The organism is Curtobacterium sp. TXMA1 (genome assembly GCF_020162095.1).
Lineage (GTDB): Bacteria > Actinomycetota > Actinomycetes > Actinomycetales > Microbacteriaceae > Curtobacterium.
On sequence record NZ_CP083910.1, the window covers coordinates 416,344 to 436,424 of the forward strand.

A 20,081-nucleotide genomic window follows, 5' to 3' on the forward strand; every position below is an offset into this window, starting at 1 on the left:
GCTTCCTCACGGGACGTTCTGAGGTCGCAACAGTCTGCGCCCGTCCGTCCGCGCGGCGCAAGGGTCGGCACCGACCTGTGAGGAGCTGATTCCGGTGCCGTGCCTAGGATGGTCCGGCCGCGCACCGGCGCGGCGGCCGCGACGGGCGTCGGACGGGAGGCACGGCATGAGCGCGCAGCGCACCGCACCTCCCACGGTCTACGACGTCGCGTCCGAGGCGGGCGTCTCCATCGCCACCGTCTCCCGCGTGCTCCGCACGCCCGACGCCGTCCGCGAGGGCACCCGTGACCGGGTGCAGGCGGCGATCCGGACCCTCGGCTACGTGCCGTCCGGCAACGCCAGGGCCCTGGCCGGCAAGCGGACCGGCGTGGTCGGTCTGCTGCTGCCCGGGTTCGACGTCGTGCCGGACGAGCGACCCGACCTCGTGACCGACGGCGGCGTCCGCGTGGTCGACGACCGCCGGCACGTCACGCAGCCGTTCTCGTCGAACCTGTACTTCGACGAGGTCCTCCGGGGCGCCGAGACCGAGGCGTGGCAGCGCGGCCTGGCGCTCATGGTCGCCGCCGGGCGCGGGTCCTCGCGTGACGTCATCGTGAACGACGTCGCGGGCCGGGTGGACGGCCTCGCGGTGCTCGCGCAGACGGTGCCCGACGACCTGCTCGAGCACGTCGCACGCCGGATCCCGGTCGTGGTGCTCGCCGACGACCGACGCTCGCACGGCTTCGACTCGGTGAGCGTCGACAACGCGGCGGGCATGCGGACGCTGGCGTCGCACGTGATCGGGCGGCTCGGCATCCGGTCGCTGGCCTACCTGGCGGGGCCGATCGACTCGCCGGACGACATGGAGCGGTGGGCGGGGTTCCGGCAGGCGCTCGCGGACCACGACACGGCGGTGTCCGACGTCCGGGTGGTGCACGGCGACTTCGGCCGGGTCAGGGCGCGGGAGCTCGCGTCCGCCCTGTTCGACGGTGTCGACGTGCCCCGTGCCGTGATCTGCTCGAACGACCAGTCGGCGCTGGGGGTGCTCGACGCCGCGGGGGCACGGGGTCTGCGGGTACCCGAGGACGTCGTGGTCACCGGGTTCGACGGCATCGACGCCGGACGGTTCTCGGTGCCGCCGCTCACGACGGTGCACCAGCCGATGGGCGAGCTCGGTCGCGCGGCCGTGCGGGCGATCGTCGACCGGTTCGAGCACCCCGACGGGCCGCCCCGCGCCGTGCGGCTGCCGGTCGAGGTCCTGCTGCGCGAGAGCTGCCCGCCGACGCTGTAGGTGGTCGCCGGGTCGGGGTCTGGCCCTGGCTCAGGTCGCACGACCTGCCGCCGACTGCCGCTCCGGTCGCACGACTTGCCGTCTGTGCGGCGAACGGGCGGCATGTCGTGCGACCGGAACTCTCCTGGACGGCCCTCGGTCGTGGCGACCACCAGAAGGGACCGCAGTTGCGGAGCGCGATGTAAGCGCATACATTGAGCGCAGCACACACTCGACACGGAGGTCGACCGAGCAATGACGCTTCCCCCACAGCGCACGCGCGGGCACCGCGACCCGCGCCCGGACGGACGGCGGACGCCACCGGCGCCACGCACCCCCGCCCGACGCCGCGGCCGCATCGCCGCCGCCATCGCCGGACTCGCGGTCGTGGCCCTCGTGGCCACCGGCTGCAGCATCCAGGTCCGCTCGCAGCCGGACCCGAGCATCGGTAAGGACACGATGCTCATCAACGCGGACCGCGGCAACCCGCTGTTCGACCGCAACTTCAACCCCTACATCCCGAACGCCCGCACCGCGAGCAAGTGGATGTACGAGCCGCTCATCGAGATCAACCCCCTCGACGGCAAGGGCACCCCGTGGCTCGCGAGCTCGTGGGAGCTGCCCGACGCCCGGACGATCGACATGACGATCCGGAAGGGCGTCGAGTGGTCCGACGGCACGGAGTTCACTCCCGAGGACGTCCTCTTCACGTTCGACCTGCTGAAGAAGTTCCCGGCGATGGACGTCAAGGGCGCCTGGCAGCACATCGACCGCATCGAGCGGGACGGCGACCACCTGGTCTTCCACCTGAAGGGCGATGACGTCCCGAGCCTCAACATCATCGGCGCGACGTACATCCTCCCCGAGCACCACTACGGCGATGTGAAGGACCCGGTCACCTGGCGTGACCCGAACCCCGTCGGCACCGGCCCGTTCGTGCTCGGCAACTACTCCGACCAGCAGTACTCGATGGACAAGAACCCTCGGTACTGGCAGGCCGACAAGATCGCGATCCAGCACCTGGTCCTGCCGGCGACGAACACGCAGCTCGACACGGTCACCCGCGGCTACGACTGGGCGTACTCGTTCATCTCGGACGTCAAGGGCACGTGGGGCGCCGCGTCCGACACGAACCAGTGGTGGTTCCCGGCCGGCGGTGTGATCGGCCTCATCCCGAACCTGACGAAGGCCCCGTACGACGACGTCAACGTGCGCAAGGGCATCTCGTACGCACTGGACCGCGACGGCATCGCCGAGACCGCATCCGAGGGCAACCTCAGCGCAGCCGGCCAGACCGGCCTGATCCTGCCGAACCAGGAGCAGTACCTCGACCCCTCGATCCCGGACAAGGGGATGATCCCCCAGGACACCGACCGGGCCCTGGCCGAGTTCGCGAAGTCCGGCTACGAGCAGCAGGGCGGCAAGCTCGTCAAGGACGGCAAGCAGCTCGAGATCAACCTGATGACGGCGAACGGCTACTCCGACTGGCTCCGTGCCGCCCAGCAGGTGCAGCGCGACCTCGGGAAGATCGGCATCAAGGTCGACATCCAGGCGCCACAGCCCGCGGGGTACCAGCAGAACATCAACAACGGCCAGTTCGACATGGCGATGGGCGGCATGGGGAACGGTGACGTCTTCCAGGCCTACAACTCGTTGCTGTCGAGCGACTTCTACCAGCCGGTCGGCAAGTCGACGGTGAACAACTTCGAGCGGTACCGGAACGCCGACACGCAGCAGCTCCTCGACGCGTACAAGGCCACGACGGACCGGGCCGAGCAGCAGCGGATCCTCAACCAGCTGCAGACGGTCGTGTACGACGACCTGCCCGTGATCGGCATGTACTACGGCGGACTGTGGGGCCTGTTCAACACGGGCAAGTTCGTCGGGTGGCCGAGCGCGGAGGACCCGTACATGGCACCGCAGAACTACGACTCGGCACCGCTGCTCATCTTCACGAAGCTCCGACTCCGTGACAGCGAAGCAGGCAAGAAGATCCTCGAGGAGCAGAAGGAGGCAGGCAAGTGAAGTACATCCTCCAGAAACTCGTCCTCTTCGTCCTGACCCTCTGGGCCGCGGTCACGCTGAACTTCGTGCTCCCGCGACTCATGCCGGGCAGCCCGTCCGACGCGGCGCTCGCGAAGCTCAGCCAGAACGGCCCGGTCACCGACGCCACGAAGAAGGCCATCGAGGCCCAGCTCGGCGTCCCCTCCGGCAACCTCTGGGACCAGTACGTCAGCTACCTGCACCAGGTCGTGACGCTCGACTTCGGCACGAGCTACACGTTCTACCCGCAGCCCGTCGGTGACCTGGTCGGCCGAGCCCTGCCGTACACGCTCGTGCTCGTCGGCACCGTCACGATCCTGGCGTTCGTGATCGGCACCCTGATCGGCGTCGCGGCGGCGTGGAAGCGCGGCACCTGGCTCGACTCGCTCCCGACCCTGTCCGGCTCGTTCATGTCGACGTTCCCGTACTTCTGGACGGCGCTCCTGCTGCTGTTCTTCCTCGGCTACGTCCTGCACTGGTTCCCGACCACCGGGGCATCGTCGGCGACGAGCGTCCCGGGCTGGAACGGCACGTACATCGGAGACGTCCTGCGGCACGCGATCCTGCCGGCCGTGACGATCCTGGTGACGAGCCTTGGCGGCTGGATCATCGGCATGCGGAACGCGATGATCAACACCCTCGGCGACGACTACGTCACCTTCGCCGAGGCGAACGGTCTCCGCGGCCGCACGGTCGCCGTCCGGTACGCCGCGCGGAACGCGATCCTGCCGAACCTGACCGGCTTCGGTCTGGCGCTCGGCGGCGTGGTCGGCGGCTCGGTCCTGGTCGAGCAGGTGTTCGGTTACCCGGGCATCGGCTACCTGCTGTTCAACGCCGTGATCGGGCAGGACTACCCGCTCATGCAGGCCCTCTTCCTGATGATCACCGTGTCGGTGCTCATCGCCAACTTCATCGTGGACGTCCTGTACGGCGTCCTGGACCCGAGGACGCGCCGATGACGAACAACGCAACCGTCGCAGTACGGACCCAGCAGCAAGACCCGGGCCAGCAGCAAGGCCAACAAGCCCCGAGCAAGCTGCAGGCCGCAGCCCGCCAGCTCGGCGTCGTCTGGAGCAACACCAAGGCCCGCGTCGGCATCTGCATCCTCGCCTTCTTCGTCCTCGTGGCGATCGCCGCACCGCTCCTCGCCCCCTACGGCGCCAGCCAGAACGGCTTCGAACGGAACGCCGACGCGACCTGGGCGCACTGGATGGGCACCACCGCCGCCGGCGAGGACGTCCTCTCCCAGCTCATCTACGGCGCCCGGGTCTCCGTGCTCGTCGGCGCGGTCGCGGGCTTCCTGTCCACGCTCGTCGCCGTCGCGATCGGCCTGAGCTGGGGGTACATCCGCGGCTGGGTCGCCGAGGTCATCGGGTTCATCGTGAACCTGTTCCTCGTCATCCCCGGCCTGCCGCTCATGATCGTCATCGCGGCCTACCTGCAGAACGGTGGCATCACGGTCATCATCGCCGTGATCGTCGTCACCGGCTGGGCCTGGGGCGCCCGTGTCCTCCGCAGCCAGACGCAGTCCCTCCGGAGCCGCGACTTCGTCACCGCCGCGCAGTTCTCCGGCGACGGCGCGACCCGCATCGTCTTCCGCGAGATCCTGCCGAACATGACGAGCCTGATCGTCGGCAGCTTCTTCGGTGCGGCGACGAGCGCGATCCTCGCCGAGGCCGGCCTGGAGTTCCTCGGGCTCGGCGACTCGTCGATCGTCAGCTGGGGCACGATCCTCTACTGGGCGCAGAACTCGAACGCGCTGCTCACCGGCCAGTGGATCCTGCTGTTCGCGCCGGGTCTCTGCATCGCCCTGCTGGCGATGAGCCTCACCCTGATCAACTTCGGCGTCGACGCCGTGTCCAACCCGCGGCTGCGCGAGGGCGCGCGCCGGAAGAAGGAGGCAGCAGCATGAGCGGCCAGACACCCGACGTGACCGGCGACGGCCTGGAGGCTCGTGGCGGCGCCGCCACGCGCCTCCCGTCCGACGCCACGCAGGACGTCCTGCTCGACGTCCGCGACCTGTCCGTCGTCTACGAGTCTGCCGGCCAGACGGCCGTCCAGGCCGTCGACCACGTCTCCTTCCAGCTGCGGAAGGGCGAGTTCGTCGGCCTGGTGGGCGAGTCCGGTTCCGGCAAGTCGACCCTCGGCTACGCGCTCACCCGGCTGCAGAAGCCGCCGGCGCGGACCAACGGCGGCAGCATCGTCTTCGGCGGGAGCGACATCCGCGACCTCGACGACGAAGCGCTCCGCCAGCAGCGCCAGGGCGGCTTCGCGATGGTGCTGCAGTCCGGCATGAACGCGCTCAACCCGGTGCGGACCGTGCGCAACCACTTCATCGACGTCTTCCGGGCGCACGGGCACGTGCCGCGCGAGCGGTGGGACGCCCGGATGCGCGAGCTGATCGGCAAGGTGAAGCTGCCCGAGACCATGCTCGCGCGGTACCCGGGGGAGCTCTCCGGCGGCATGCGGCAGCGCGTCTCGATCGCGCTCGCGCTCTCGCTCGAACCGCAGCTCATGGTGTTCGACGAGCCGACCACGGCCCTCGACGTCCTCGTGCAGCACGCCGTGATGGACACCATCATCGAGCTGCAGCGCTCCGAGGGCTTCACGGCGATCCTCATCAGCCACGACCTCGGCATCGTGCTCGAGGCCACCGAGCGCGTGCTCGTCATGCACGAGGGGCGGATCGTCGAGGACGGCCGGTCGCTCGAGGTCCTCCGCGACCCGCAGGACGACTACACGAAGATGCTGCTGTCGCACTACGCGGACCCGCGTGCTTCGGTCGTGAGCCTGCCGGGGTTCCCGGACCGCTCGCTGCGCGGTACGGACCAGACCCGGCAGGAGACCACGTCCTCGTTCAGCACCGTCGGCTCCCGTGAGCGTTCCGCCGCGAAGAACCCGATCGTCGTCGACCACCTCGTCAAGACGTACCCGGCGCCCCGCCGCGGCGAGCAGCCCGTGCAGGCCGTCCGCGACGTGTCGTTCGTCCTCGAGCCCGGACAGTCGCTCGCCCTGGTCGGACAGTCCGGCTCGGGCAAGTCGACCATCGCGAAGATGCTCACCGGCGTCGAGCAGCCGACCCGCGGCACGGTCCGCTTCGGCGACACCGACGTGGCGAAGCTCGGGCGACGCGGGCTCAAGGACCTGCGCTCCGAGGTGCAGATGGTGTTCCAGGACCCGTACGCGGCGCTCAACCCGCTGCACACGGTGGAGTACATCCTGTCCCGACCCATCGCGAACTACACCGGACTCCGCGGGCGCGATGCCCGTCGTCGGATGCTCGAGATCCTCGAGACCGTGGGCCTGACGCCCGTCGAGCAGTTCGCGCAGAAGCTCCCGCACCAGCTCTCCGGCGGGCAGCGGCAGCGCGTGGTCATCGCCCGGGCACTCGCGAGCGACCCGCAGGTGATCATCGCCGACGAGCCCGTCTCGATGCTCGACGTCACGCTGCGGGCCGGCGTGCTCGCGCTGCTCGAGGACCTGCGGGAGCAGTGGGGCGTCTCGCTCCTCTACATCACGCACGACCTGCTGAGCGCCCGGCTCATCACCGACGACATCATGGTGCTGCACGACGGCGCCGTGGTCGAGCGTGGTCGCACGGCCGAGGTGCTGCAGCACCCCCAGGACGACTACACGGTCGCACTGCTGGACGCGGTGCCGAACCCGCGGCGGACACTGCTCGCATGAAAGTCCACGAGTTCCCCGCCGTTGCCCCCTTCGGTCACCTCCCCACTCCCGAGGGCGTCGACGTCGTCGGCATCGACCTCCCCGTCGGGCGGCTCACCGCCTACCGCGTCGTCCCCGCGGGCGAGTCGAAGGGCACGGTCCTGATCGTCCCCGGGTACACCGGGTCGAAGGAGGACTGGCGCACCTTCATGCCCCTGCTGCGTGATGCCGGCTGGACCGCGGTCGCGATCAGCCGTCGCGGTCAGGCCGACTCCGCGGCACCCGGCAGCCCGTCCGACTACTCCCTCGACGAGGAGGCGGCCGACGTCGTCCGGGTCGCGGCCCTGCTCGACGACGGGGCGCCCGTGCACCTGATCGGGCACTCGCTCGGCGGGGTGATCGCCCGCGCAGCCGCCATCGCCTCGCCGGGGTCGTTCCGCAGCGTCGTGCAGTTCTGCTCCGGCCCGTACGGCTGGCCCTACCGCAAGGTCACCGAGCTGACGATCCTGCACGACACCGGCGGGAACCTCCGGCAGCTGTTCGACGCCACGAACCCGCTCTGGGCGTCCCGACCCGACGAGGAGCTCCCCGACGACGTCCGGATGGTCCGCGACCGCTTCGACGCCACGAGCCCGCTGAGCGTCGTCGCCGGCGGGCACATCCTCGAGGACCACACCGACTCGTCGGCCGAGCTCCGCGCGACCGGGCTCCCGGTCCTCGTGGCGCACGGCGAGTGGGACGGCGCCTGGCCGATCCCGTGGCAGCGGCAGATGGCCGAGGACACCGGCGCTCGCTACGAGGTCGTCCCCACCAGCTACCACGGCCCCCACGTCGAGAACCCCGCGGCGACCATCGCCCTGTTCGACGACTTCCTGTCGGCGCACTGACGCCGACGCACCGAAAGGACCCATCATCACCACGCTGCAGTTCCCCGACGGCTTCCTCTGGGGTGCCGCCACCGCCGCCCACCAGATCGAGGGCAACAACGTCAACAGCAACTGGTGGGTGCACGAGCACGAGCCCGACACCACCATCGTCGAGCCCTCCGGCGACGCCGCGGACAGCTACCACCGCTACCGCGAGGACATCCGCATCGCCGCCGACCTCGGGCTGAACTCGTACCGGTTCAGCATCGAGTGGGCACGGATCGAGCCCGAGCGCGGCCACGTCTCCCGCGCCGAGATCGACCACTACCGCCGGATGGTCGAGGCGTGCCACGAGGCCGGCATCGAACCGATCGTCACCCTCATGCACTTCACCGTGCCGCGGTGGTTCGAGCGCGACGGCTTCTGGCGCGCGGACGACGCCGCCGACCTCTTCGCCCGGTACACCGAGGCAGCGCTCCCGGTCGTGCAGGACGGCGTTCGCTACGTCTGCACGATCAACGAGCCGAACATCGCCGCGATGCTCGCGGGGGAGAGGACGCGTCGAACCTCGTCGCGTACGGCCTGCCGAACCCCGACCTCCACGTGGCGGACCAGCTGCTCGCGTCGCACCGGCGATCCCGCGAGGTCCTGTCCCAGGTGTCGGGCATCCAGTCCGGCTGGACGATCGCGACGCAGGCGTTCCGCGCGAACGGCGAGCCCGGCTCCGAGGAGATGCTCCGCGAGTACGGCTACCCGCGTGACGACTGGTACCTCGAGCAGGCCGCCGGGGACGACTTCCTCGGCGTGCAGGCGTACACCCGAACGTTCATCGGGCCCTCCGGTCCGCTGCCCGTGTCGGACGACGTCGAGACGACCCTGACCGGGTGGGAGTTCTACCCCGAGGCCTCGGCCGACGGACTCCGCAGCGCGTGGGAGCTGTCCGGCCACGTGCCGCTGATGATCACCGAGAACGGCATCGCCACCGCCGACGACTCCCGCCGGGTCGCCTACACGCAGGGTGCCCTCGAGGGGATCCACCGCTGCATCGAGGACGGCATCGAGGTCCTGGGCTACCAGCACTGGTCGCTCCTCGACAACTACGAGTGGGCGTCCGGCTACCGGCCCACGTTCGGACTCGTCGCGTGGGACCGCGAGACCTTCGCGCGGACGCCGAAGGACTCGGCGCGCTGGTACGGCAGGGTCGCGCAGGCGAACGCGCTCGAGACGCGTCGCGACTGACGCGACCCCCTGTCGGACGGGCGCGCCCCGCTCAGCGGCAACGCGAAGCGTTGCGCGGGGCGCGCCGACCGAGCCCGCGAGGGAGGGGTGGCGGATCCGCCACGGGCCTCCCGTGCGTTCTGCGGTTGCTGCTCCGCCGTCGTGGAGCAGCAACCGTCGAGTCCGGCCGACGCTCCCGACAGTTCCTGCTCCACCGACGTGGCACGCGGGGCCGCGGGTACCGTCAGCGGGTCGCCTCGTCGCTCGAGGGGTCGTCGGCGACGTACGCCTCGCCGACGGCGTGCGCGTCGAACCAGGCCAGCAGCACCTCCTCCGCCTTGCGCGACCCGCGCTCGCGGGCGAGGTCGAGCGCCGTGCGGCCCTCGGCGTCGAGCACGGTAACGTCCGCGCCGCGCTCGATCAGTGCCTCCGTCGTGCCGCGCCGGTCGAACCAGGCGGCCGCGTGCAGCGGGGCGAAACCCCAGCGCTGGTCGACCTCGTCGATGCCGGTCGGGTCCGCGCCGAACCCGTCGAGCTCGAGCGAGAGCCCGCCGACGTCCCCGTGACCCGCTGCGCGCACCGCCGGGGCTGCCCACTCGAGCCAGCCGTCCGGCACCGGGCCGTGCCAGCCGTGGGCGGGGCGCTCCCGCAGCTCGGACCACGCCGACTCGGCGACGGGACGGACCTCGATCACGATGTCGCGGAAGTGCACCGCGAGCTCGCCGGTGGGGGAGAGCAGGAGCCGGAGTTCCCAGACGTCGGCGTCGACGTGGGCGATCTCGCCGCGGGAGACCTGCACGTCGCCGGCCGTGACGGCGAGGGGTGCGGTGTCCGCGGGCTCGAGCACGGCGCGGTGGAACTCGAGGGTCACGCGGGCGTGGTTCCAGCGGCGCCACAGGCCGCCCGGGGTGTCGAGGACCTCGTCGTTCCGGACCACCACGGCGGCCCGGACGGTGCGGGTGGGCGCCTCGTCGATGCCGGCGGTGTCCGGGGCTCCGGACGGTGTCGCGGCGACGGTCTCGTGCCACTCGGCGATGCGGGCCTCGTTCCACGTCACGGAGGCGAGGGCCGCGACGGACGGGGGTGCGTCGGTGACCAGGCGGGCGAGGTGTTCGGGGTAGCCCTCGACGTCCTCGAGGGAGACGTACCCGACCCCGGGCCAGCCCACTCGACTCCATCGCACGGGTCCGAGGGTAGCGGGCCGAGCAGCACCGAGTGTCGTTCCCGTCCGAACAGCGGCAGCCATCCGACATGCGGAATGTTCGGATGCGGCGGAGCTGCCGCGGGAGGGTGACCGCATGCGGTTCTCTCGCCGGTCCCTGTTGCACCATTCGGTCGGAGCATGCGTGACCCTCGTGGTCGACCATGCCCGGGATGCGACGCGTCCCACCACGCCTGACCGGTCCGGCTCCGACGGCGCTGGTCCAGGGGTGAGCGACGACGATCTCGAGCGTGCTGTCCTGGCTGCTCCTCCGGGTTCCACCCTCCGTCTCCGCGGCGCGTGGTCGCGGTCGACACCCTTGGTGGTGGACCGTCCGCTGACCTTGGTCTTCGAGCCGGGGTCGTCCATCACCATGACGCGCGACGCCACCGCGATCGAGGTACTCACCGGTTCGGTCAGGGTCATCGGTGCACGCCTCGTAGGTGCGGGTGCGACGGCGGCGGGCCTCGGACGGGGTGTGCACGTCCGCGGGACCGCTGCGGACCCGCTCGAGGACGTGCACGTCGTGGACTGCGTGGTGCGCGACTTCTCGTACGACGCGCTGCAGTTCGAGCACGTCCGGGACTTCGTCGTTGCGCGGAACACCGTCACCGATCTCGGCTACGCGGGGATCATGCTGCTCTCGAGCACCGACGGGCAGGTCGCCGACAACGAGGTACGTGACGTCCACCAGCCGGACGGGTACGTCAACTCCTACGGGGTGATCGTCTCGAGGGACGACCGATGCGATCTCTCGGCCGCCCCTCGGAGTGCGCGCGTCCGTGTCGAACGGAACCGGATCTCCGGCGTCCGACGGTGGGAGGGCATCGACACGCACTCGGGCGATGACATGACGATCTGCGACAACACCGTCCAGGACTGTCGAGTGGGGATCGCCGTCGTGCCGTCGAAGGATCCGGACGACCGGTCCTACCGGATCGGGAGCCACCGTGCCGTGATCGCGCGCAACCGGATAGAACGCAACGAGGTCCTGCTGCCCGGCTCAGGGATCGTCGTCCGCGGAGCCGGAAGTCGGTTGGGTGACGACCTCGACCGTACCGATGCCGTCGTCACGGGCAACGAGGTGGTCGGCCACGGCGGAGGACCCCGCGAAGCAGGGATCCTCGCCTACTTCACCCGGGGCCTCACGCTCAGCGACAACCACCTGGACAGGTGTGCGCGAGCTGCGATCTCCCTCTACCACTCCAACGACGCAGTCATCGTCACACGGAACTCGGTGTCCGGACTCAGACGGACGGAGCGGACCCAGATGACGGCTGCGATCGAGGCTTCCTCGGCCGGGACGTCCGCGCAGGTGGTGGCCACGCGGGTGCGTCCGGCATCCGACGGAACGCTGTGTTCTGTCGGCCTCGTGTGCGGCACCGGAAGCACCGTCACCGCCCTCGCGAACGACTGGTCCGGTGCCGCGCGACCGGTCGGCGGTGGCGGCACGATCGATCGGTTCAGCGACGGCTGACGGGGCATCCGTGCCCCCCGAGCGCGCTGCCCGCGCGGACGTGGGCGGCAGCGCCGGTTGGTCAGGCAGGGACGCGGATGCCGGGGGCCCTGTCGATCGCCCACCGCTCTGCGTCGAGGGCCGTCGGGCACAGCGGTGGCACCGACGCATGGGAGATCTTCGGGTGGACCGGGCGCTCGTCCGACTCACCTTCCCCGATGAGTTCCTCATGGAGCTTCTCCCCTGGGCGGAGTCCCGAGAACACGATGTCCGCATCCGCGTCGAGTTCAGCGATCAGGTTCTCCGCAACGTCGAGGATCCGGACCGGTTCTCCCATGTCCAGGACCAGGACTTCTCCCGGGCCCGCAGTCGCGCCCGCCTGGATGACGAGGTGGCACGCCTCCGGGATCGACATGAAGTACCGCGTGGCGTCGGGGTGCGTGACCGTGACCGGGAGACCGCACTGGATGAGCTCGACGAAGAGTGGGAGCATGGATCCGCGACTGCCCAAGACGTTGCCGAAACGGACCGAGACGTAGTCGTTGCCCGTGGTCGACGCAGCCCAGGCGGTCAACCGCTCGCCCAGCCGCTTCGTCCGTCCGAGGACACTGGTGGGGTTCGCCGCCTTGTCGGTCGAGATGTTGACGAACGTCTGGACCTGTGCGGCGGCTGCTGCCTCGAGCACGTTGCGCGTTCCCACGACGTTCGTCTTCCACGCCTCGTCCGGGTACTGCTCGAGCATCGGCAGGTGTTTCAGAGCGGCCGCGTGGAAGACGACCTCTGGCCGGCGCTCGGTCATGATGGCGGAGATGGCTGCTCGATCTCGGATGTCGGCGAGCACGACGTCGCGCGTGTCGAGCAGCCCGTGCCCCGCGATCGAGACCTGCACAGCCTGGAGCGCGGACTCGTCACGGTCGAGCATGATCACCTCGGCCGGTTCGAACCGGCGGATCTGTCGGCAGAGTTCACTGCCGATCGATCCGCCGGCGCCCGTGACGAGGACCCGGCGCCCACGGAGGAAGTCAGCGGCGAGTTCGAGGTCGCTCGGGCATGAGGTGTGGCCGATCAGGCGCGGGATGTCGATGTCGTCGAGCGCGAGGCGCTTCCGGCGGGCCGGAGTGGTCGGTCTGAAGGAGTGGTTCACGGTGCTCCAGGTGCTGAGGCGGTCGAGGGTGGGTGACGGGTCACTGAGTCCGGGCTGGTACGCCCACCACCGTGGTGCGGCCCGTGACGTCCCGGGTGACGCATGCGCTCGCGGCGACCACGGCATCCGGGCCGATGATGCGCTCCTGGAGGACGACGGCGCCTGCGCCGACCAGGGTCCGGGCACCGATCGACACCGCGCCGGACACGGTTGCACGAGGATTGAGGGAGACGTGGTCGCCCAGCGAGACGTCGTGCCCGACCACTGCGCCGGGGTTGCAGTGCACGTGTCGCCCGGCGCGCACGTTCGACCCGATGACGACGGACGCGCAGACGACGGTGCCGGGTCCGAGTTCGACGAGTGTGCCGAGGGAGGCCGACGGATGGACGAGCGTCGTTGCGACCGCCCCCGCCGCGGACGCGCGCTGATCGATGGCTGCGCGGACGGCGGGATCGTTGATCGCGATCACGTACGAGGCACCGCTGGCCGTCGTCAGCCACGTCGTCAGGTCTCCGAGGTGAGCGAGGTCCATCCGCGCGAGCACCGGCAGTGCTCCGGGTGACGGAGCGTCGTCGACGAATCCGAGGACCTCGCGTCCAGCAGCACGCGCGACGTCTGCAGCTTCGCGACCGAAGCCACCGCCTCCGATGATCGTGATCGGTCCTCCGCCGGTCATCCTGCGACGCTCCGGATCACGGAGAGGACGCGGTCGAGGTCGTCGTCGCACAGGGACGACCCGCTCGGCAGGGCGAGCCCCCGGAGGAACAGTGACTCCGCGACACCGGTCACCGCTGCGTCCGCACCTGCATGTGCGGGTTGGAGGTGCATCGGCTTCCACAGCGGTCTGCTCTCGACGTCCGCCGCTGCCAGCGCCCGTGCGAGGTCGGATGCGGCCCATCCCGCCCGATCCGGATCGACGACCACGGCCGTGAGCCAGCAGTTTTCGTGCTGGTCCTGCGACACCCGGCCGAGCACGCGGACGCCCGGGATCCGGTCGAGCACGTCGCGGTACGCGGTTCGGACGGCGCGTCGACGCTCGATCATCGAGTCGAGGCGGCGGAGCTGGGCGCGGCCGAGCGCCGCCAGCACGTTGCTCAGGCGGTAGTTGTAGCCGACCTCCGTGTGTTCGTAGTGCGCGACGGGCTGTCGGGCCTGCGTGGCGAGGTAACGCAGTCGTTCGGCGACGTCGGGGGAGTCCGTGAAGACCATGCCCCCGCCCGAGGTCGTCATGATCTTGTTCCCGTTGAACGAGACGCACGACGAGAACCCGAACGAGCCGACCGGCCTGCCGCGGTGGAGGGAGCCGAAGGACTCGGCTGCGTCAGCGATGAAGGGGGCCTCGAACTCGTCACACAGGGCACTGATCGCGGTGTAGTCGACGACGTGGCCGAGGAGGTCGACCGGGACGACCGCGCCGATGCGCTGTCCACCGTCCCGCAGGCGTCGCAGGACCGAGCGCAGCAGTACGACGTCGATGTTGCCGTCGATGTCCGTGGAGTCGACGAACACCGGGCGGGCGCCCGTGTACCGGATCGCGTTCGCGGTGGCGGCGAAGGTCATCGTCGACGTGGGCACCACGTCGCCGGGGCCCACCCCGGCCGCGAGGAGCGAGAGGTGGAGGGCAGCCGTCCCCGAGGAGACAGCGACTGCGTGTGGGCTCCCGACGCGTGCGGCGGCTTCGCGTTCGAAGGCCGTCAGGTCCGGGCCGGCGGGCGCTACCCATCCGCTCTCCAGGGCCCTGGCGACAGCCGCGGCCTCGTCGGGACCCACATCGGGAGGAGAAAGGAGGATCGAGTGAGTCACGCTCTCAATATATCATGTGCCGGCAGAGCATGTGTTTTGAGATAGCAACTGATATGTTGTACTCTGAACGTAGGACGTTGACCGCTTATCGAATGGAGAACCCATGCCCGAAGGATCCGACCTGATTGCTCCATCCGCACCGCCGTTCATCGCACGGCGCGCCGTCGTCGCCTCGACTGCTCGACTCGGTCTGGGAACGCGCGTCTGGGACGACACGCACGTCGAACCGGACGTCACGATCGGGGCGGAGACCGTCGTCGGACGCGGCGCCACCGTGGCGAGGGGCGTACGCATCGGAGCCCGGTGCAAGATCCAGAACGGCGCGCTCCTGTACGAGCCTGCGGTGATCGGTGACGGCGTGTTCATCGGGCCGGGTGTCGTGTTCACGAACGACCGGACCCCCCGTGCTGTCCGGCCTGACGGCTCGGTTCAGACGGCGGACGACTGGAAGCCCGTGGGAGTGACGGTCGGCGACGGCGCGTCGATCGGAGCGGGTGCGGTGTGCATCGCGCCCTCGTCGATCGGATCCTGGTCGATGATCGCTGCCGGCGCCGTCGTGACGAGTGACGTGCCCGACTTCGCGCTCATGGCGGGTGTGCCGGCGCGCCGCATCGGATGGGTGGGGCGAGCCGGCCACCGCCTCGTCGCCCACGCCGAGGGCCTCCACACGTGTCCGGAGACGGGCGCGGAGTACCGACTCGACGGTGACGCCCTCCGTGAGGTCTCCGCATGACCGACCTCATCGCCTCGGTCGACGCCGAGTCCGACTTCATCCCCGCAGCCAAGCCGCTCATAGGGACCGACGAGCGTCGCGCCGTCGACGGAGTGCTCGCGAGCGGAATGCTCGCGCAGGGCGCCGAGGTCGCTGCGTTCGAGCGCGAGTTCGGCGCGACCCTGGTCGATGATCACGACGCTGTCGCGGTCAACTCGGGGACTTCCGCTCTGCACCTCGCCCTGCTCGCCGCAGGTGTGGGTCCGGAGGACGAGGTCATCGTCCCGTCGTTCACGTTCGCCGCGACTGCGAACGCGGTCGCACTGGTCGGCGCGTCCCCTGTCTTCGTCGACATCGATCCCGACACGTACTGCATGTCGCCCGCGGCTGTTCGTGCAGCGATCACGTCGCGGACCGCCGCCGTCATGCCGGTGCACCTGTACGGTCACCCGGCCGACATGACGGCGATCGGGGCGCTGGCGTCCTCGCACGGACTCGCCGTCGTCGAGGATGCTGCGCAGGCACACGGAGCGCGGTGGCGCGGACGTGCCGTGGGCACCTTCGGGATCGCCGGTGCGTTCTCCCTCTACCCGACCAAGAACATGACCGCGGGCGAAGGCGGCATGATCACCGTCGACGACGCGAACCTCGACCGCCTCCTCCGGCTCTACCGCAACCAGGGCATGGAACGCCGCTACGAGAACGAGGTGGTCGGGTTCAACCTGCGCATGAGTGAACTGCACGCCGCCATCGGACGCGTGCAACTCCGGAAGGTCCTCGGCTGGACCGCGCAACGGCAGGCGAACGCCGCGTACCTCTCACGTGAGATCACCACGATCGAGACGCCGGTCACCGCGCCCTGCGCCGAGCACGTCTTCCACCAGTACGTGGTGCGGGTGCCGGAGGACCGCGATGGCTTCGCCCGGGCACTCGAGCTCGAGTACGGCGTCGGATCCGGTGTCTACTACCCCACGCCGGTGCACCGGCTGCCGTCCTTCGACCTCGACCTCGACCTGCCAGAGACCGAGCGCGCCGCCCGCGAAGTGCTCGCGCTGCCGGTCTACCCGACCCTGACCAAGCGACAGCTGGACCGAGTCGTCCGAGGTGTCGAAGCACTGTCCCGGGCGGGTGCCTGATGGGTGCCGTGCGTACCGGTGTGATCGGGCTCGGGATGATGGGGCGGCACCACGCCCGGGTGCTGCGGTCCCTGCCCGGTGTCGAACTGGTGGGCGTCGCCGACGACCTCGGCGACCGACACGGCGTCGCTGACGGCGTCCCGGTGGTGCGATCGACCGCCGAGATGCTCCGCCTCGGGATCGATGCGGCCGTCGTGGCGGTCCCGACGTCGGCCCACGAGAGCGTCGCGCTCGAGCTTGCCGACGCGGGTGTCCACTGCCTCGTCGAGAAGCCCGTTGCGGCAGACGTCGCAGGAGCGGCTCGCATGGTGGCCCGGTTCGACGAAGCCGGCCTGGTCGGCGCTGTCGGACACATCGAGCGGTACAACAGCGCCCTCCAGGAACTCCGGCGCCGCCTCGACGCCGGCGAGCTCGGCGATGTGTACCAGGTCGTCACCCGACGACAGGGTCCGTTCCCCGCCCGGATCGCGGACGTCGGTGTGGTGAAGGACCTCGCAACACACGACATCGACCTGACCTCGTGGCTGCTCGGGAGTCCGTTCGTCCGGCTCTTCGCCCAGGCCGCCCACAAGAGCGGCCGCGAGCACGAAGACCTCGTCGCGATCTCCGGCACGCTCGCCGACGGCACCGTCACGAACCATCTCGTCAACTGGCTGACGCCGTTCAAGGAACGCGTGACGATCGTGACCGGTGAAGGTGGATCGTTCGTCGCCGACACGCTCTCCGGAGACCTGTGGTTCCACGAGAACGGGACGGTCGCCACTGAGTGGGAAGCCGTCTCGGCGTTCCGCGGCGTGTCCGAGGGGCCCATGACCCGCTTCGCGTTCGCCAAGCGGGAACCGCTCCTCGCAGAACACGAGGCCTTCCGTGACGCGGTCATGGGGGATCGCAGCCGCATCGTTCCCCTCCGCGACGGTCTCCACACCCTCGGTGTCGCCGAGGCGGCGATCGAGTCCGCACGCACGTCCAGCATCGTCCACCCGATCGCGCCGAGCGATCAGTCTGAAGGGACACCAGCATGAAGATCGGCGTCATCGGTCTGGGGAAGATCGGTCTCCCGCTCGCCGTCCAGTACGCGACGACCGGCCACGACGTGGTCGGGATCGACGTCGACGAACGCGTCGTCCACGCGGTCAACGCAGCCACCGTGCCCTTCCCCGGCGAAGCGGACCTCGACACCGCACTGTCCGAAGTCGTGGCGGCCGGACGACTGTGTGCCACGACCGACTACTCCCGAGGGGTACCCGACCGGGACGCGATCGTCGTCGTCGTACCGCTCTTCGTCGACGGTGACGGCTCGCCGGCCTTCGACTGGATGGACGCCGCGACGGACGCCCTCGGTGACCTCCTCACCCCCGACACCCTGGTCGCGTACGAGACGACCCTGCCCGTGGGGACGACCCGCGGCCGGTGGGCACCACGGCTCGAGGTGCGCTCCGGGCTCGTCGAGGGACGCGACTTCGACGTCGTGTTCTCTCCCGAACGAGTGCTGACAGGGCGCGTCTTCGCGGACCTCCGGCGCTACCCGAAGCTCGTCGGCGGGCTGTCGGATCGGGGTGCGGCGCGCGCCGTCGCCTTCTACGAGTCCGTCCTGCAGTTCGACGACCGGGACGACCTGCCGCGGCCGAACGGCGTGTGGGACCTCGGATCGGCAGAAGCTGCGGAGATGGCGAAGCTGGCCGAGACCACCTACCGCGACGTGAACATCGGGCTCGCCAACGAGTTCGCCCGGTTCGCCGAGCGGGCGGGGGTCGACGTCGAGCAGGTCATCCAGGCGTGCAATTCGCAGCCGTACAGCCACCTGCACACGCCCGGTATCGCCGTCGGCGGGCACTGCATCCCGGTCTACCCACGGCTGTACCTCTGGAACGACGCGGACGCGACGATCGTGCGCGCCGCACGGGCACGCAACGAGACGATGCCGCTGCACGCCGTCGAGCTCCTCCGAGCCGAACTCGGCGACCTGAGCTCGCGACGTGTGCTCGTCCTCGGTGCTGCGTACCGAGGCGGCGTGAAGGAGACCGCCTTCTCCGGGGTGTTCCCGACCGTCGAGGCGCTCGTCGCTCACGGGGCCGAGGTGTCCGTGCACGACCCGCTGTACACACCGCGGGAACTCGAGTCACTCGGTCTCCGTCCGGCGCGCCGTGGCGAGCACGCCGACGGGGTGATCGTGCAGAGCGACCACGCCGAGTACCGGAGTTGGACCTCGGACGACGTCCCAGGGGTCCTGGCCGTCGTCGACGGACGGCGCGCGCTGGACGCGGCATCGTGGCGATGCGCTCTGCGTGTCATCGGTGCGCCGCCGCGTGGCTGACGTGGCACACCGCACTCCCGGCTCGTGGCGGCCCTGGCGTTCAGGGGTGGGCCAGATCCTGTCCGGCAGTGTGATCGGACAGGGGGTGGTCCTCCTCGGGTCGCCCCTGCTGACCCGGCTGTACACGCCGTCCGACTTCGGGACGCTCGCGGTGGTCACGAGCACGACGGCGATCATCGGCGCCGTCGTCACACTCGGCCTGGAGCGAGCGGTCCCACTGCCCCGGAGCGACACCGGTGCCCATGCGCTCGCGCAGTCCGCCGCCGCATCGCTGGTGGTCTGTTCGATCGTGGTCGCGCTCGTCGCGTACCTCGGACGCGGCGAACTCGTCGAACGCTTCTCCGCGCCGGCTCTGGCCGACCTGTGGTGGGTCATCCCGTGCGGTGCAGCGGCGATCGGTGTCCAGCGGGTCGTCGCCGCCCTCCTGACGAGGTCCCGAGCGTACGGTCGCATCGCGAAGCGCAACGCCCTGCAAGGCATCGTCCAGGTGGCGAGCGGGGTCGTCCTCGCTCCGACGGGTGCGCTCGGACTGATGGTCGCGCCCACGGTCGGTCGGTTGGTGGCGAGCCTGGGTAGCGGCAACAGGCCGCGTCGAGACGACGGACGAGGCCCCGTACCGCTCCGCGTGCTGCGCGCCACGCTCCGCCGCTACCGTCGGTTCGTCTGGTACACACCCGGCTCGGCGTTGATGAACGTGGTGGGACAGCAGCTCCCCTGGCTCGTCATCGCCGCGGGTCAGGGTGTCGTGGTCGCCGGACTCGTCGGTCTCAGCGTCCGAGTCATCGCGACACCGGTCGGAGTCGTCGCCGAGGCGGTCGCACAGTCCTTCGCAGGACAGTTCGCGGAAGGTCTCCGCGCAACCGATCGCGATCTGCTGCCCCTGGTCGTGCGGACCTCCACACGGCTCCTCGTCCCGGCGCTCGCTGGTTCCGTGGTCGTGGCGGTCGCCGGCCCCGAGCTGTTCGCCCTGGTCTTCGGAGAGAGCTGGCGAGCGGCTGGTGAGTTCGCTCGCCTCCTCGTCGTCGTCCACGCCCTCCAACTCGTCACGTCTCCCGTCTCCCAGGTGCTCCCGCTGCTCGAGCGCCAGGCCACGCAGCTGAGCTGGGACATCGGACGGACGTTCCTCGTCACCGGTGGTCTCGTCGTGGCGGTCTCCGCCGGGGCGAGCACCCCCTTGCTCCTCACGACGTACGTCGCGCTCGCGGCCACCGCCTACGCGGTGCTCTGGGTGCTCGTCGTCACCGCGGCTCGTCGGCACGACGCAGCGCGGTGA

General features: G+C 70.2%; 17 protein-coding genes and 1 pseudogene. 14 read left to right on the plus strand and 4 right to left on the minus strand.

Features of this window, described 5'->3' with window-relative positions; translation table 11 throughout:
• The first annotated feature begins 166 nt into the window (after window positions 1-166).
• The 8 genes and pseudogenes from LCG91_RS02175 to LCG91_RS02210 all read left to right on the plus strand — a co-directional run bounded on the left by LCG91_RS02175 (window position 167) and on the right by LCG91_RS02210 (window position 9,063).
• Window positions 167-1,270 (plus strand): LacI family DNA-binding transcriptional regulator, encoded by a 1,104-nt coding sequence (locus tag LCG91_RS02175; protein ID WP_224442337.1) that lies wholly within the window; start codon window positions 167-169, stop codon window positions 1,268-1,270.
• A gap of 234 nt (window positions 1,271-1,504) precedes the next feature.
• Window positions 1,505-3,274, plus strand: a complete 1,770-nt coding sequence (locus LCG91_RS02180; RefSeq protein ID WP_224442338.1) for an ABC transporter substrate-binding protein — start codon at window positions 1,505-1,507, stop codon at window positions 3,272-3,274.
• Window positions 3,271-4,251, plus strand: a complete 981-nt coding sequence (locus LCG91_RS02185) for an ABC transporter permease (RefSeq protein ID WP_111226808.1) — start codon at window positions 3,271-3,273, stop codon at window positions 4,249-4,251. Before LCG91_RS02180 ends, LCG91_RS02185 begins: the two co-directional genes overlap by 4 nt.
• Window positions 4,248-5,204 (plus strand): ABC transporter permease, encoded by a 957-nt coding sequence (locus LCG91_RS02190; RefSeq protein WP_224442339.1) that lies wholly within the window; start codon window positions 4,248-4,250, stop codon window positions 5,202-5,204. The genes LCG91_RS02185 and LCG91_RS02190 overlap by 4 nt, the downstream gene beginning before the upstream one ends.
• Window positions 5,201-6,979, plus strand: a complete 1,779-nt coding sequence (locus tag LCG91_RS02195; protein WP_224442340.1) for an ABC transporter ATP-binding protein — start codon at window positions 5,201-5,203, stop codon at window positions 6,977-6,979. Before LCG91_RS02190 ends, LCG91_RS02195 begins: the two co-directional genes overlap by 4 nt.
• Window positions 6,976-7,845, plus strand: a complete 870-nt coding sequence (locus LCG91_RS02200; protein ID WP_224442341.1) for an alpha/beta fold hydrolase — start codon at window positions 6,976-6,978, stop codon at window positions 7,843-7,845. Before LCG91_RS02195 ends, LCG91_RS02200 begins: the two co-directional genes overlap by 4 nt.
• Before the next feature lie 85 nt (window positions 7,846-7,930).
• Window positions 7,931-8,308, plus strand: a pseudogene (locus LCG91_RS02205) (family 1 glycosylhydrolase); the annotation flags it as partial.
• 119 nt (window positions 8,309-8,427) lie between these two features.
• Window positions 8,428-9,063: a family 1 glycosylhydrolase gene (locus LCG91_RS02210; protein WP_224442342.1), complete on the plus strand. Its 636-nt coding sequence runs from the start codon at window positions 8,428-8,430 to the stop codon at window positions 9,061-9,063.
• Window positions 9,064-9,286: 223 nt separating this feature from the next.
• Here the strand turns inward: LCG91_RS02210 and LCG91_RS02215 are convergent, their stop codons facing one another.
• The gene (locus tag LCG91_RS02215; RefSeq protein WP_224442343.1) at window positions 9,287-10,225 is read right to left on the minus strand and encodes an ankyrin repeat domain-containing protein; all 939 of its coding nucleotides are present in this window, start codon (window positions 10,223-10,225) and stop codon (window positions 9,287-9,289) included.
• Between the two features lie 361 nt (window positions 10,226-10,586).
• Between LCG91_RS02215 and LCG91_RS02220 the strand changes: the two genes are divergently transcribed.
• Window positions 10,587-11,720, plus strand: a complete 1,134-nt coding sequence (locus LCG91_RS02220; RefSeq protein ID WP_161968376.1) for a right-handed parallel beta-helix repeat-containing protein — start codon at window positions 10,587-10,589, stop codon at window positions 11,718-11,720.
• Window positions 11,721-11,781: 61 nt separating this feature from the next.
• Here the strand turns inward: LCG91_RS02220 and LCG91_RS02225 are convergent, their stop codons facing one another.
• The 3 genes from LCG91_RS02225 to LCG91_RS02235 are packed head-to-tail and all read right to left on the minus strand — an operon-like array spanning window position 11,782 to window position 14,646.
• A complete protein-coding gene (locus LCG91_RS02225; protein WP_411955822.1) occupies window positions 11,782-12,843 on the minus strand; it encodes a UDP-N-acetylglucosamine 4,6-dehydratase family protein in 1,062 nt (353 codons plus the stop codon).
• Between the two features lie 40 nt (window positions 12,844-12,883).
• Entirely contained in the window at window positions 12,884-13,519 is a 636-nt protein-coding gene (locus tag LCG91_RS02230) for a NeuD/PglB/VioB family sugar acetyltransferase (protein ID WP_058728676.1), read from the minus strand.
• Window positions 13,516-14,646 (minus strand): DegT/DnrJ/EryC1/StrS family aminotransferase, encoded by a 1,131-nt coding sequence (locus LCG91_RS02235; RefSeq protein WP_152999015.1) that lies wholly within the window; start codon window positions 14,644-14,646, stop codon window positions 13,516-13,518. Before LCG91_RS02235 ends, LCG91_RS02230 begins: the two co-directional genes overlap by 4 nt.
• Before the next feature lie 103 nt (window positions 14,647-14,749).
• On the opposite strand from LCG91_RS02235, the gene LCG91_RS02240 reads away from it, so the two are divergent.
• Genes LCG91_RS02240 through LCG91_RS02260 form a run of 5 tightly spaced genes read left to right on the plus strand, consistent with a single transcriptional unit; the run spans window position 14,750 to window position 20,081 of the window.
• Complete coding sequence (locus tag LCG91_RS02240; RefSeq protein ID WP_058728678.1) at window positions 14,750-15,379, plus strand: acyltransferase; 630 nt, start codon at window positions 14,750-14,752, stop codon at window positions 15,377-15,379.
• Window positions 15,376-16,494: a DegT/DnrJ/EryC1/StrS family aminotransferase gene (locus tag LCG91_RS02245; protein ID WP_058748523.1), complete on the plus strand. Its 1,119-nt coding sequence runs from the start codon at window positions 15,376-15,378 to the stop codon at window positions 16,492-16,494. The genes LCG91_RS02240 and LCG91_RS02245 overlap by 4 nt, the downstream gene beginning before the upstream one ends.
• A complete protein-coding gene (locus LCG91_RS02250; protein WP_058728680.1) occupies window positions 16,494-17,516 on the plus strand; it encodes a Gfo/Idh/MocA family protein in 1,023 nt (340 codons plus the stop codon). Before LCG91_RS02245 ends, LCG91_RS02250 begins: the two co-directional genes overlap by 1 nt.
• Complete coding sequence (locus LCG91_RS02255; RefSeq protein ID WP_058728681.1) at window positions 17,513-18,808, plus strand: nucleotide sugar dehydrogenase; 1,296 nt, start codon at window positions 17,513-17,515, stop codon at window positions 18,806-18,808. Before LCG91_RS02250 ends, LCG91_RS02255 begins: the two co-directional genes overlap by 4 nt.
• Window positions 18,809-18,854: 46 nt before the next feature.
• A complete protein-coding gene (locus LCG91_RS02260; protein WP_058728682.1) occupies window positions 18,855-20,081 on the plus strand; it encodes a lipopolysaccharide biosynthesis protein in 1,227 nt (408 codons plus the stop codon).

Coding starts and splice junctions, on each gene's coding strand:
- LCG91_RS02175 (WP_224442337.1), top strand. CDS start 167: ATGAGCGCGCAGCGCACCGCACCTCCCACGGTCTACGACGTCGCGTCC.
- LCG91_RS02180 (WP_224442338.1), top strand. CDS start 1,505: ATGACGCTTCCCCCACAGCGCACGCGCGGGCACCGCGACCCGCGCCCG.
- LCG91_RS02190 (WP_224442339.1), top strand. CDS start 4,248: ATGACGAACAACGCAACCGTCGCAGTACGGACCCAGCAGCAAGACCCG.
- LCG91_RS02195 (WP_224442340.1), top strand. CDS start 5,201: ATGAGCGGCCAGACACCCGACGTGACCGGCGACGGCCTGGAGGCTCGT.
- LCG91_RS02200 (WP_224442341.1), top strand. CDS start 6,976: ATGAAAGTCCACGAGTTCCCCGCCGTTGCCCCCTTCGGTCACCTCCCC.
- LCG91_RS02230 (WP_058728676.1), bottom strand. CDS start 13,519: ATGACCGGCGGAGGACCGATCACGATCATCGGAGGCGGTGGCTTCGGT.
- LCG91_RS02240 (WP_058728678.1), top strand. CDS start 14,750: ATGCCCGAAGGATCCGACCTGATTGCTCCATCCGCACCGCCGTTCATC.
- LCG91_RS02245 (WP_058748523.1), top strand. CDS start 15,376: ATGACCGACCTCATCGCCTCGGTCGACGCCGAGTCCGACTTCATCCCC.
- LCG91_RS02250 (WP_058728680.1), top strand. CDS start 16,494: ATGGGTGCCGTGCGTACCGGTGTGATCGGGCTCGGGATGATGGGGCGG.
- LCG91_RS02255 (WP_058728681.1), top strand. CDS start 17,513: ATGAAGATCGGCGTCATCGGTCTGGGGAAGATCGGTCTCCCGCTCGCC.